This window comes from Streptomyces sp. NPDC048664, assembly GCF_040650555.1.
Taxonomy (GTDB): Bacteria; Actinomycetota; Actinomycetes; order Streptomycetales; family Streptomycetaceae; genus Streptomyces.
Map to the genome: position 1 here is coordinate 66,145 of NZ_JBEZHK010000012.1, position 11,790 is coordinate 77,934.

Here is an 11,790-nt window from a genome sequence, read left to right on the forward strand (position 1 = left end):
CGCAACTCTGACACCGCGCCGTGGGCCCGGTCGCCGCGGGACTCCTCGCACGCGGACGGCCGCACCCCGGGTCGAGGGGTGCGGCCGTCCACGATGCGACTGTTTCGACTCCGTGGTGCCGGTCAGCGGACCTCGGTGATCTCGGGGCCGCGCTGGAGCTGGCCCATGCCTCCGGAGAAGCGCGAGCCGCCGTCGTCCTCCTGCGGCTGCATCCCCTCGGCCACCATCTGCGCGTCGTTCGGCAGCCTCAGGACGATCGGGTCGCGCGGGGCCATCGGGCCCTCGCCCCGCACCACGACCGCGTCCCGGAAGATCTGCTCCAGCAGACCCGCCGCCTGCGGCTGCACGGCGCCCTGACCGGAGATCACACCGCGCAGGAACCAGCGGGGGCCGTCCACGCCGATGAACCGCACGACCTGGAAGCCGCTCGTGCCGTCCGGCAGCTGCACCGGAACCTGGGCGCGCAGCTCCCAGCCCAGGGGGCCCTCGACCTCGTCCACGATGCCGCCCTGCTGGGTGATGCCGCCCGCGATCTCCTCGCGGACCTCGCCCCAGATGCCCTCACGCTTGGGGGCGGCGAAGGCCTGCAGCTGAACGGCACTGTCCTGCAGGACGACGGTCGCCGCCACGATCGCGTCTCCGGCGACCTCGACCCGCAGTTCCATGCCCTCGACCGCGGGCACGAACAGGCCACCCAGGTCCACTCGCCCCTCGGCGGGGTCGCGGACCTCCGAACCGTCCCAGGGGCCCTCGGGCCTCGGCTCCGGTTCCAGCCTCACGCGCTCGCGCTCGGCCTCTTCCTCGTCCGCCTCAGCGTCGACACCGTCGACGACCTGCTCGGCCTCGCCGGCCGCGTCCTCGGCGGCACCCTTCTTGTTGCGACGTCCGAACACGTCACTGTCCTTCCCGGTCGGATACGACCGAAGCGTATCGATTCCCACCCGTTGTGCCGCCCACGGCGGCATGACCGCCGGTGGACCCGAAGCCCCCCTCGGCCCGCGCCGAATCGGGAAGTTCCGCGACCTCCTGGAAGCGGACCCTCTCGACCTGCTGGACGACCAGTTGGGCAATCCGGTCGAAGCGCTCGAACCGCACGCTCTCGTGCGGGTCGAGATTCACCACGATCACCTTGATCTCTCCACGGTACCCGGCATCCACCGTCCCCGGGGCATTCACGAGGGCGACACCGCAGCGAGCGGCGAGGCCGGAGCGTGGGTGCACGAAGGCCGCGTACCCCTCGGGCAGGGCGACGGACACGCCCGTGGGCAGCACGGCCCGTTCGCCGGGCTTCAGCTCACGGCTCTCGGTGGTGCGCAGATCGGCTCCGGCGTCGCCCGGGTGCGCGTACTCCGGAAGCGGTACGTCGGGGTCCACGCGGCGGATGAGCACGTTCACCGGGCCGCTCACGGGTTCACCTCGAAGGCCCGGGCGCGCCGGACTCCGTCCGGGTCGTTCATGACCGCCTGGATCTCCTCCTGCCGGCCGTTGTCCGTGAAGTGCTCGACCTTCACCTCGACGAAGAGGGCTTCGGCGCGCACCGCCACGGGACCGCCGGGGCCGCCGATCCGTCCGGTCGCCCTGGAGTAGATCTTCCGGCCCGCCACGGCCGTCACCTCGGCCTCCAGGAACAGCACGGTGCCCACGGGCACCGGCCGCACGAAGTCGGTCTCCAGCCGTCCGGTGACCGCGATGGTGCGCAGCAGCCAGTTCAGCGAGCCCAGCGTCTCGTCCAGGGCCGTCGCCAGCACCCCGCCATGGGCGAGCCCGGGAGCTCCCTGGTGGGCGGGCTGGACGGTGAACTCGGCGGTGATGGTGACGCCCTCGCCCGCCCGCGCCTGAAGGTGCAGCCCGTGGGACTGCCCTCCCCCGCAGCCGAAACACTGCGTGTAGTGCTCGCCGAGCAGGTCGCCGGGCGCGGGGGCGTCGGGATGCCGTACGGGCGCCAGCGCGTCGGCGGGGGGCGTCAAAGCCGGGGAAGAACCACTCACAGGCGCAGACCTTACCCGCGCGTGAACGCACCGCCGACACCGTGCCAAGCTGGACTCCATGCAGCTGACCGCGTCGCCGTACGAAGAACGTCTCACCGCGCCTCGCTCCTGGTGGCTGATGTGCCTCCTGGTGGGCATCGCCATGGCCCTGGTGCTGGTCCCGTTCGGCACGCTGCCGCTGCTGGGCGGACTGGTCGGCGGCACCGCGGCCGCGGCGGTCGTGGCGAGTTCCTACGGCTCCTTGCGCATCCGCGTGGTGGGGGACTCACTGATCGCGGGCGAGGCGCGGATCCCGCTGGCGGCGCTGGGCGAGACGGAGGTCCTGGACGCCGAGGAGGCCCGCGCCTGGCGGACGTACAAGGCGGACACGCGCGCGTTCCTGCTGTTGCGCGCGTACATCCCGGGGGCGCTGAAGGTGCAGGTCACGGACCCTGAGGACCCGACGCCCTACCTGTATCTGTCGACCAGGGAGCCGGAGCGGCTGGCGGCGGCGATCAAGGCCGCGCGAGCCGGGGTGTAGCCCGGGGCGCAGGCACCGGCGCGCGCGGGAGGCCGCGGCTCAGGGCGCACGCGCACGACCTCCGAGCAGCGCGCGGGGGCGCGGTCGCCCCGGCGCGAGGGTGCTCAGTCCCCGAGGTCCTCGACGTCCAGGGGATTCTCCGGCTGTTCCAGTCGCGGCAGCTCGGGCAGCGCGTCCCACGGGACCTGCGCCTTCCGCAGGTCCTTGCGGATCCGCTCCGCGAGGCGTCTGGTGTCGCGCCGGTTCATGACGGCGCCCACCGCGGCGCCCACCATGAAGGGCATCAGGTTCGGCAGGTCCCGGACCATGCGCTTCATGACCTGCTGCCGCAGCTCACGCTTCATCCGCCCGCCGAGGGCCGCGTCCACGCTCGACGGCTTGGTCACCTCGATGCCGCGCTCGCCGGCCCAGGACCTCAGGTAGAGGGTGGTGCGCTGGGGGAGCGTGCCGGGCGGGCGCAGCCCGTACACCTCGTGCAGTTCGGCGATCAGCTTGAGCTCGATCGCGGCGACCCCGGTGATCTCCGTGGCCAGTTCGGTCGGCATGGCCGGGGGCACCGGGAGCATCGCCGCGGCCCCGACTCCGGCTCCGACCGTGGCCGTCGCCCGGGACGCGCCCGCGACGAGCTTGTCCGCGAGTTCCTCGGGTCCCAGTCCCGGGAACTGTCCGCGCAGCGTCGCGAGGTCCCGTACGGGGATCCGCGGGGCCATGTCGATGATGCGGTCGGCGAGGTAGCCCACGCCCGCCCGGGCCCGGCTGCCGCCTTTGCGGACGCCCTGAAGGACCCCGTCCCGGACGGCCGCCACGCGCCGCGCCATGGGCGCCGGGGAGGCGACCGGTGCCGCGGGCCCCGACGGGGCCTGTGACGTGGGAGCCGGTTCGAGCGAGGCTGCTCCCTGTCCGGAGGAGCCTCGCCCGTCGTCACGCACGCCTGAGGAGCCTTCGTGAGGCTCCGGGTCCGCTCCCTCGTGTGGGAAGCGGCGCTTCCGGGGAGGGGTCGAGCCAGTCACGGCCGACCCCGCCTCAGTCGCAGTCGCGGCAGATCGGCTGACCGTTCTTCTCTCGGGCCAGCTGGCTGCGGTGGTGCACGAGGAAGCAGCTCATGCAGGTGAACTCGTCCTGCTGCTTGGGCAGGACGCGGACGGCCAACTCCTCGTTCGAGAGGTCGGCGCCCGGCAGTTCGAGGCCTTCTGCGGCCTCGAACTCATCTACGTCGACCGCCGACGCGGACTTGTCGTTCCTCCGGGCCTTCAGCTCTTCAAGGCTGTCGGAGTCGACGTCGTCGTCGGTCTTGCGTGGGGTGTCGTAATCCGTTGCCATTTCGCTCTCCCCCTCTGGGTGTCTGCGGGTGTCTCCAGCGCACGTAACGCGTGAGAGGCCGGACTTGTGCCCGCCTCGAGGCGGAGATTTTGCCTCACATCAAGGTCTGTTACTCAATCGACACCCAACCGGACTCCTCAAGAGTGATCGGGTTGGATGGCGAACGGGACCGTACACGGTCTGCATGCCGCACTTCAAAGGCATCTCACCGTGTACTTCCCGTGATCAGGGCCCGGGAAAACCCGGATTTTCCGGCATTATGAACGGCTTCGAGGTCACCGAGAGTAGATGGCCGGAAAGCCCTCTCTGTGATCGATCACACACGCCCCGGCCGCGGTCCACGTCCGAGGATTCCGCGCAGAGCGAACAACGTCGGATAGGCGAGCCCGGGGCGGGAGCATGATCTCAGATCGGCAGGCTGACCCGCATCACGAGCCCGCCTCCCTCATGGGGCAGTGCGCTGATGTGGCCGCCGTGGGCGCGCGCCACGGAGCGCGCGATGGACAGGCCGAGGCCCACCCCCTTGTCACTGCCCGTGCGGTCCGTACGGAGCCGGGTGAAGGGCTCGAACAGGTTGTCCACCTCGTAGGCGGGGACGACCGGACCGGTGTTCGTGACCAGCAGGACGGCCTGTCCGTGCTGGACCTGGGTGACGACCTCCACCCAGCCGCCCTCCGGGATGTTGTAGCGCACCGCGTTCTGGACCAGGTTCAGGGCGATCCGCTCCAGCAGGACCCCGTTGCCCTGCACCACCGCGGGCGAGCGCTCGCCCCGGATCCGCACGCCCTTGCTCTCCGCCTCGGCGTGCACCTGGTCGACGGCCTGTGAGGCCACCTCGGCCAGGTCGACGGGCTTGCGCTCGACGATCTGGTTGTCGCTGCGCGCGAGCAGCAGCAGCCCCTCCACGAGCTGCTCGCTGCGCTCGTTGGTGGCGAGGAGGGTCTTGCCCAGCTGCTGGAGCTCCAAGGGGGCCCCGGGATCGGACAGGTGCACCTCCAGAAGGGTGCGGTTGATCGCCAGCGGGGTGCGCAGCTCGTGCGAGGCGTTGCCGACGAACCGCTGCTGGGCCGTGAACGCCCGCTCCAGCCGCGTCAGCATGTCGTCGAAGGTGTCCGCGAGCTCCTTCAGCTCGTCGTCCGGGCCGTCCAGCTCGATGCGGCGGGACAGGTCCGAGCCCGCCACCGCCCGCGCCGTGCGGGTGATCCTGCCGAGCGGCGACAGGACCCGGCCGGCCATCGCGTACCCGAAGGCGAAGGCGATCACCGCGAGGCCGAGCAGGGCCAGCAGGGAGCGGCTGAGGAGGCTGTCCAGGGCCTGCTGGCGCTGCTGGTTGACGCAGGCGTTCATGGCGTCGTTGAGCTCGTTCGCGGGCAGGGCGACCGGGAAGTTGCAGGTGTCGCTGCTGACCGCACCCTTGACGATCTTGAACGGCAGTTCGCTGCCCACCTTGAGCGCCTGCGCGGCGAACAGGTAGATGATCGACAGCAGCAGGATGCCGGCGATCAGGAACATGCCGCCGTAGAGCAGCGTGAGCCTTATCCGGATCGTGGGGCGCAGCCAGGGGAAGGGGGGCTCCTGTTTCCGGGGCTCCCAGGTGGGCTTGGGCGGTGCGGTGGGCGGGGCCGGAGTCGTCGCCACGGTCATCAGATCCGGTATCCGGAGCCTGGCACGGTGACGATCACCGGAGGCTCGCCGAGCTTGCGCCGCAGGGTCATGACGGTCACCCGCACGACGTTGGTGAAGGGGTCGGTGTTCTCGTCCCACGCCTTCTCCAGGAGCTGCTCGGCCGAGACGACGGCGCCCTCGCTGCGCATGAGCACCTCGAGGACGGCGAACTCCTTGGGAGCGAGCTGCACCTCTCTGCCGTCGCGGAAGACCTCGCGGCGGTTGGGGTCGAGCTTGATCCCGGCGCGCTCCAGGACGGGCGGCAGGGGCATGCTCGTGCGCCGGCCCAGCGCGCGCACGCGCGCGATGAGCTCGCTGAACGCGAACGGCTTGGGGAGGTAGTCGTCGGCACCGATCTCCAGACCCTCCACTCGGTCGCTGACGTCGCCCGACGCGGTGAGCATCAGCACGCGGGTGGGCATGCCGAGCTCCACCAGCTTGCGGCAGACGTCGTCCCCGTGCACCAGGGGAAGGTCGCGGTCGAGGACGACCACGTCGTAGTCGTTGACCCCGATGCGTTCGAGGGCGGCCGCGCCGTCGTACACGACGTCGACGGCCATGGCCTCCCGGCGCAGTCCGGTGGCCACCGCATCGGCGAGCAGCTGCTCGTCCTCGACGACGAGTACGCGCACGGCTGGGTCCTTCCTGTGTCCACCCGGGCAGCCCAACCGTGGGCAGCCGACGGGCAGGCCTGTCGTGAATGGGACTCCATCCTGCCCTTTTCGGCCGTAAACCGGCTGTAAGGCGGGGGAGCGCCCGTGCGCGGGCCGGCCGGGGGCCCGGCCGGGATCGGGGACGGGCGGTGGGGAATGCGAAGTTTTCTTCCGAGGTTGAGGTTTCCCGAGAAGGGAGCGGGGGGAGGACGGCTTTACACCCCGCGATCACGCTCTGCATGTGACGCACCACCATGTGGTCGGTCGCTCACGTTTCCACCGAGCGGGCGTGGGTGTCCGGCACCGTGGCCGCCCGGCCGGGGCAGCGCCGGGCACCCAGTGAAGACGTGATCGTCCCTTCCCAAGGGCACACCCCCGTGCCATCGACCCACGACCCAGGACGAGGGGGCGCAGCATGGACGCTTTCACCACAGGACTTCTGCAGCGCATACGGGCAGCCGAATCCGACCTGACAAGGGCCCGCCAGACCGGCGACGACTTCCTGGCGGAGGTCGAGATGTCGGAGCTCGACGACCTGCACCGCCTTGCCGCCGAGCACGGTGTGGAAGTCGGCGCGACACCCGTCTGAGCGACTCGCACGCAGCGGGCCCCGGCAGATCCGGACCGGGGCCCGCTTCGTGTGCCCCCACGGACGCGACGCGGTGCCGCGTAGAGGGCACGGTCAGTCGTGCCAGGCTCCCAGCTCGTCCAGCCTTGCCTGGAACGGCTCGAACAGGCCCGGCGGGGCCGCGACGGCCAGGGCCGGGGAGAGCGGCTCTCCCGGGCGGCCGCCGGTCACGGCGCCCGCCTCCCGGGCGATCAGGTCCCCCGCCGCGTAGTCCCAGGGGTTCAGGCCGCGCTCGTAGTAGGCGTCCAGGCGCCCGGCCGCCACGTCGCAGAGGTCGATCGCCGCGGAGCCGCCCCGGCGGATGTCCCGCACCTCGGGGATCAGCCGACGGACCACCTCGGCCTGCGCGGCCTTGCGCTCGGCGAGATAGCCGAACCCGGTGCCCACCAGGGCCAGCCCCAGCTCCGTCGCGGGCCGCACCCGCGCCGGTCGGTCTCCGAGGAACGCGCCCTCACCGAGGACCGCGCGGAAGGTCTCCCCACGCAGGGGGACGTGGACCACCCCGACGAGCGTCCGGCCGTTCAGTCGGGCCGCGATGGAGACCGACCAGCCGGGAAGCCCGTACAGGTAGTTCACGGTGCCGTCGATCGGGTCGATCACCCACTCGACGCCGCTGGTGCCCTCGACGCTCGCGCCCTCCTCGCCGAGCAGCCCGTCCTCCGGCCGTCGGTCCGAGAGCAGGCCGGTGATCAGCTTCTCGGCGGCGATGTCCATCTCGGTGACGACGTCGATGGCGCTGGTCTTGGTGGCGGCCACCCCGAGGTCGTCGGGGCGCCCGTCTCGCAGGAAGTCGCCCGCACGGGTGGCGGCCTCCAGCGCGAGGTCCAGCAGTTCTTCCTTCAGCCGGTCGGACGGCTCGTCCTGCTCGGTCATGGTGCTCCTCACGTGTACGGGCTGTCGGCGCCCGCGGCGGCGGGCTTGGGGGCGCGGGCCGGGCAGCAGCCCACGGGGCACAGGTCGTGGCTCGGTCCGAGGGCGCCGAGGGCGCAGGGCCTCACCCGCTGCCCGCGCTCGGCCGCGGCGCGCTCGACGACCAGGTCGCGGACGGCCGCGGCGAACCGCGGGTCGGCGCCCACGGTGGCCGAGCGGCGCACCGGCAGGCCCAGCTCCCGCGCCTTGGCCAGGGCCTCGGTGTCGAGGTCGTAGAGCACCTCCATGTGGTCCGAGACGAACCCGATCGGTGCCATCACGACGGCCGGCGCGCCCGCCCGGTGCAGCTCCTCCAGGTGGTCGCAGATGTCCGGCTCCAGCCAGGGGATGTGCGGGGCGCCGGAGCGGGACTGGTAGACGAGGCGCCAGGGGTGCTCGGTGCCGGTCCGCTCGCGCACGGCGTCGGCGATCAGCCCGGCCACCTCCAGGTGCTGACGCACGTACGCGCCACCGTCCCCGTGGCCTTCGGCCGGGCCCGAGGTGTCCGCCGCCGAGGTGGGGATGGAGTGGGTGGTGAAGGCGATGTGCGCGCCCGCCCGGACCTCCTCGGGGAGGTCGGCCAGGGCGTCCAGGACGCCCTGCGTCATCGGCTCCACGAAGCCGGGGTGGTTGAAGTAGTGCCGCAGCTTGTCGATCCGCGGCGACTCCAGGCCCTCGGCCTCCAGGGTCGCGAGGGCCCCGGCGAGGTCCTCGCGGTACTGGCGGCAGCCCGAGTAGGAGGCGTACGCGCTGGTGGCGAGGACCAGGACGCGGCGGTGGCCGTCCGCGACCATCTCGCGCAGGGTGTCGGTCACATAGGGTGCCCAGTTGCGGTTGCCCCAGTAGACGGGCAGGTCGAGGCCGTGGCCGGCGAAGTCCTCGCGCAGGGCGTCCAGGAGGGCGCGGTTCTGGGCGTTGATGGGGCTGACACCGCCGAACAGGAAGTAGTGCTGCCCCACCTCCTTCAGGCGCTCCTTGGGGATACCGCGGCCCCGCGTCACGTTCTCCAGGAACGGGACCACGTCGTCCGGGCCCTCGGGGCCCCCGAACGAGAGGAGCAGCAGGGCGTCGTACGGCCTGGCGTCGAGCGCGTTGTGTGCATGGTCCGGCATGTCTACGATCCTGCCACCCACCTTCGGCATCCCCGCCGCCACCCGCCCTCCGGCCACCGGGAACCGTGTTTCGGACGGTCCTCGGTCCGACACCGGCACACCCCCCAGGCATGGGTTAGGGTTGCCTAATTCGTAAGGCGCGTGCGGTGATGTGACGCCTTACCGGACCCATCGGAGATCCCGTGCCCAGCCGCTACCGCGCCCTCTTCGCCGCCCCCGGCTCCAAGGGTTTCTCCGTCGCCGGCTTCGTCGGCCGGATGCCGCTGTCGATGACGGGCGTCGGCGTGGTGACGATGATCTCCCAGCTCACCGGACGCTACGGGCTCGCCGGTGCGCTCAGCGCCACCATCGCGCTGTCCGCCGCCGTGGTCGGACCGCAGATCTCCCGCATGGTGGACCGGCACGGGCAGCGGCGGGTGCTGCGCCCGGCGACGCTCGTCGCGCTGACGGCCGCCGCGGGACTCCTGCTGACCGCGCGCCTGTCCCTGCCGGACTGGCTGCTGTTCGTGTGCGCCGCGGGCATCGGCGCGGTGCCGAGCGTCGGGGCGATGGTCAGGGCCCGGTGGGCGGCGCTGTACGGGGGCACCCCGCATCTGCACATCGCCTACTCCTTCGAGTCGGTGGTGGACGAGGTCTGCTTCATCCTCGGGCCGATCATCTCCATCGGGCTGTCCACCGCCTGGTTCCCCGAGGCCGGCCCCCTTCTCGCGATGTGCTTCCTGGCCGTCGGCGTCTTCTGGCTGACGGCCCAGCGGGCCACCGAGCCCGACCCGCATCCGCGCGAGGCGGAGGGCAGCGGCAGCGCCCTGCGCTCCCCCGGACTCCAGGTCCTGGTCGCCACGTTCGCGGCGACCGGCATGATCTTCGGCGCCATCGACGTGGTCACCGTCGCCTTCGCCGACGAGCAGGGCCACAAGGCCGCCGCGAGCGTCGTCCTGGCCCTCTACGCGGCCGGCTCGTGCGCCTCGGGCGCCGTGTTCGGGCTGATGCGCTTCACGGGGGCGGCCGAACGCAGGTGGTTGCTGGGCGTGTGCGCGATGGCCGTGAGTATGATCCCCCTCCTACTGGTCGGAGACTTGCCGTTTCTGGCCGTGGCGCTGTTCGTTGCGGGCCTCACCATCGCACCCACGATGATCACGACGATGGCCCTCATCGAGCGGCACGTACCACGCGCGCACCTGACCGAGGGGATGACCTGGGTGTCCACCGGGCTCGCGGTCGGGGTCGCGATCGGCTCGTCCGCGGCCGGCTGGGTGATCGACGCCGCCGGTGCGAGGGCCGGGTACGGGGTTCCGGTGGTGTCCGGGGCCGTCGCGGTCGCGGTGGGTCTCCTCGGGTATCGCCGGCTGAGCAGGCCGGTTCCGCGGCGGGGAGGGCCTCATGAGCACCACAGCGAGCGGGAAGAACGGCACGTGGCGTAACTGGGCGGCCAACGTCACCGCCCGGCCGGTACGGGAGGTCGCCCCGGCCTCGGTCGAGGAACTCGCCGCCGCCGTGCGCACGGCGGCGGAGGACGGCCTGCCGGTGAAGGCCGTCGGCACGGGCCACTCCTTCACGGCGACCGCCGCGACCGACGGCGTGCTGATCCGTCCTCACCTGATGACGGGCATACGTGGCATCGACCGGGCGGCCGGCACGGTGACCGTCGAGGCGGGCACTCCGCTCAAGAGACTCAACGCGGCGCTGGCGCGCGAGGGGCTGTCGCTCACCAACATGGGCGACATCATGGAGCAGACCGTCTCCGGCGCCACCAGCACCGGCACGCACGGCACCGGACGCGACTCGGCCTCGCTCGCCGCCCAGATCACCGCGCTCGAACTGGTGACGGCGGACGGTTCGGTGCTGACGTGCTCCGCGCGGGAGCACCCGGATGTCTTCGCCGCCGCGCGCGTCGGCATCGGCGCCCTGGGCATCATCACCGCGATCACCTTCGCGGTCGAGCCGCTCTTCCTGCTGACGGCCCGTGAGGAGCCGATGCCCCTGGACCGGGTCCTGTCGGACTTCGACGAACTGTGGGCCGAGAACGAGCACTTCGAGTTCTACTGGTTCCCGCACACCGGCAACACGAACACCAAGCGCAACAACCGCAGCGCGGGTCCCGAACGGCCGCTCGGGCGGTTGAACGGCTGGTTCGAGGACGAGTTCCTCTCCAACGGCGTGTTCCAGGCGGTCAACTGGGTCGGCCGCGCCGCGCCCGCCACCATCCCGCCCATCGCACGGGTCGCCAGCCGCGCGCTGTCGGCCCGCACCTACACGGACATCCCCTACAAGGTGTTCACCTCGCCGCGCCGGGTGCGGTTCGTGGAGATGGAGTACGCCGTCCCGCGCGCGGCCCTGGTGGAGACCCTGCGCGACATCAGATCCATGGTCGAGCGGTCGCCCCTCAGGGTGAGTTTCCCCGTCGAGGTGCGCACCGCCCCCGCGGACGACATCGTCCTCTCCACGGCGTCCGGCCGCGACAGCGCCTACGTCGCTGTACACATGTTCCGCGGTACGCCCTACCAGGCGTACTTCAGCGCCGCCGAGCGCATCTTCACGGCCCATGAGGGACGTCCGCACTGGGGCAAGGTCCACACCCGGGACGCGGAGTACCTCGCCGGCGCCTACCCGCGCTTCGGCGAGTTCACGGCACTACGGGACCGCCTCGACCCCGACCGGCGCTTCGGGAACGACTATCTGCGCCGGGTCCTGGGCGCCTGACGGGTGCCGAGGGCTCCGGTCGCCCGCGTATCCGTACCCCTGTCCGTCGTCCGACCGCATGAGATCAAGGACGCATGTACGAAGGGATTAGTTCTGTTTCTACCGATTAAGTGAGATCTGTGGCGTTTGATAGCCGCGAAAACGGCGCATCGGGCGGCCAAGTCGCACCTCTTGCCAGAAGTTGGACGGCGTGCCGATCCACGCGGGTGGCCCGAATGGAGTACTGTTGCCACCCCTGGACCCGGTCTCCCGCCAGGGTGTCCGGAGCTTGCCGGAGCGCCGGGAGGGGGCTTGT

The 11,790-nt window shown here is 71.6% G+C and carries 13 protein-coding genes; 4 read left to right on the forward strand and 9 right to left on the reverse strand.

Features of this window, described 5'->3' with window-relative positions; all coding sequences use genetic code 11:
* Nucleotides 1-122 precede the first annotated feature (122 nt).
* From AB0C59_RS15760 to AB0C59_RS15770, 3 genes are read right to left on the reverse strand one after another with little or no spacing between them, the layout of a single operon-like run.
* On the reverse strand, nt 123-893 hold the full coding sequence (locus AB0C59_RS15760; protein ID WP_363004717.1) for a DUF3710 domain-containing protein: 771 nt from the start codon (nt 891-893) through the stop codon (nt 123-125).
* Nucleotide 894: 1 nt separating this feature from the next.
* Nucleotides 895-1,407, reverse strand: coding sequence for a dUTP diphosphatase (gene dut / locus AB0C59_RS15765; protein WP_363004719.1), 513 nt, complete (start codon nt 1,405-1,407; stop codon nt 895-897).
* Nucleotides 1,404-1,988, reverse strand: a complete 585-nt coding sequence (locus AB0C59_RS15770; RefSeq protein ID WP_363004721.1) for a PaaI family thioesterase — start codon at nt 1,986-1,988, stop codon at nt 1,404-1,406. The genes dut and AB0C59_RS15770 overlap by 4 nt, the downstream gene beginning before the upstream one ends.
* A gap of 58 nt (nt 1,989-2,046) precedes the next feature.
* Between AB0C59_RS15770 and AB0C59_RS15775 the strand changes: the two genes are divergently transcribed.
* Nucleotides 2,047-2,508, forward strand: coding sequence for a DUF3093 domain-containing protein (locus tag AB0C59_RS15775; protein ID WP_363004723.1), 462 nt, complete (start codon nt 2,047-2,049; stop codon nt 2,506-2,508).
* A gap of 104 nt (nt 2,509-2,612) precedes the next feature.
* On the opposite strand, the gene AB0C59_RS15780 is transcribed toward AB0C59_RS15775, so the two are convergent.
* The 4 genes from AB0C59_RS15780 to AB0C59_RS15795 all read right to left on the reverse strand — a co-directional run bounded on the left by AB0C59_RS15780 (nt 2,613) and on the right by AB0C59_RS15795 (nt 6,125).
* Nucleotides 2,613-3,518 (reverse strand): hypothetical protein, encoded by a 906-nt coding sequence (locus AB0C59_RS15780; protein WP_363004725.1) that lies wholly within the window; start codon nt 3,516-3,518, stop codon nt 2,613-2,615.
* Between the two features lie 13 nt (nt 3,519-3,531).
* Nucleotides 3,532-3,828 carry a DUF4193 domain-containing protein gene (locus tag AB0C59_RS15785; protein ID WP_003993510.1) on the reverse strand — a complete coding sequence of 99 codons (297 nt, stop codon included), beginning with the start codon at nt 3,826-3,828 and terminating at the stop codon, nt 3,532-3,534.
* Between the two features lie 405 nt (nt 3,829-4,233).
* Nucleotides 4,234-5,466 carry a HAMP domain-containing sensor histidine kinase gene (locus AB0C59_RS15790; protein ID WP_363004911.1) on the reverse strand — a complete coding sequence of 411 codons (1,233 nt, stop codon included), beginning with the start codon at nt 5,464-5,466 and terminating at the stop codon, nt 4,234-4,236.
* Between the two features lie 5 nt (nt 5,467-5,471).
* The gene (locus tag AB0C59_RS15795) at nt 5,472-6,125 is read right to left on the reverse strand and encodes a response regulator transcription factor (protein ID WP_363004727.1); all 654 of its coding nucleotides are present in this window, start codon (nt 6,123-6,125) and stop codon (nt 5,472-5,474) included.
* A gap of 436 nt (nt 6,126-6,561) precedes the next feature.
* On the opposite strand from AB0C59_RS15795, the gene AB0C59_RS15800 reads away from it, so the two are divergent.
* Nucleotides 6,562-6,735: a hypothetical protein gene (locus AB0C59_RS15800; RefSeq protein WP_363004729.1), complete on the forward strand. Its 174-nt coding sequence runs from the start codon at nt 6,562-6,564 to the stop codon at nt 6,733-6,735.
* Between the two features lie 93 nt (nt 6,736-6,828).
* On the opposite strand, the gene AB0C59_RS15805 is transcribed toward AB0C59_RS15800, so the two are convergent.
* Together AB0C59_RS15805 and AB0C59_RS15810 are read right to left on the reverse strand one after the other, a co-directional pair.
* Nucleotides 6,829-7,647: an inositol monophosphatase family protein gene (locus tag AB0C59_RS15805; protein ID WP_363004731.1), complete on the reverse strand. Its 819-nt coding sequence runs from the start codon at nt 7,645-7,647 to the stop codon at nt 6,829-6,831.
* A gap of 8 nt (nt 7,648-7,655) precedes the next feature.
* Complete coding sequence (locus AB0C59_RS15810) at nt 7,656-8,795, reverse strand: ferrochelatase (protein WP_363004733.1); 1,140 nt, start codon at nt 8,793-8,795, stop codon at nt 7,656-7,658.
* Between the two features lie 182 nt (nt 8,796-8,977).
* Here AB0C59_RS15810 and AB0C59_RS15815 point away from each other — a divergent pair, with 182 nt between their 5' ends.
* Nucleotides 8,978-10,216 (forward strand): MFS transporter, encoded by a 1,239-nt coding sequence (locus AB0C59_RS15815; protein ID WP_363004735.1) that lies wholly within the window; start codon nt 8,978-8,980, stop codon nt 10,214-10,216.
* Nucleotides 10,176-11,495, forward strand: a complete 1,320-nt coding sequence (locus tag AB0C59_RS15820; RefSeq protein ID WP_363004737.1) for a D-arabinono-1,4-lactone oxidase — start codon at nt 10,176-10,178, stop codon at nt 11,493-11,495. Before AB0C59_RS15815 ends, AB0C59_RS15820 begins: the two co-directional genes overlap by 41 nt.
* Nucleotides 11,496-11,790: the final 295 nt, after the last annotated feature.

Coding starts and splice junctions, on each gene's coding strand:
- AB0C59_RS15775 (WP_363004723.1), top strand. CDS start 2,047: ATGCAGCTGACCGCGTCGCCGTACGAAGAACGTCTCACCGCGCCTCGC.
- AB0C59_RS15785 (WP_003993510.1), bottom strand. CDS start 3,828: ATGGCAACGGATTACGACACCCCACGCAAGACCGACGACGACGTCGAC.
- AB0C59_RS15800 (WP_363004729.1), top strand. CDS start 6,562: ATGGACGCTTTCACCACAGGACTTCTGCAGCGCATACGGGCAGCCGAA.
- AB0C59_RS15805 (WP_363004731.1), bottom strand. CDS start 7,647: ATGACCGAGCAGGACGAGCCGTCCGACCGGCTGAAGGAAGAACTGCTG.
- AB0C59_RS15810 (WP_363004733.1), bottom strand. CDS start 8,795: ATGCCGGACCATGCACACAACGCGCTCGACGCCAGGCCGTACGACGCC.
- AB0C59_RS15820 (WP_363004737.1), top strand. CDS start 10,176: ATGAGCACCACAGCGAGCGGGAAGAACGGCACGTGGCGTAACTGGGCG.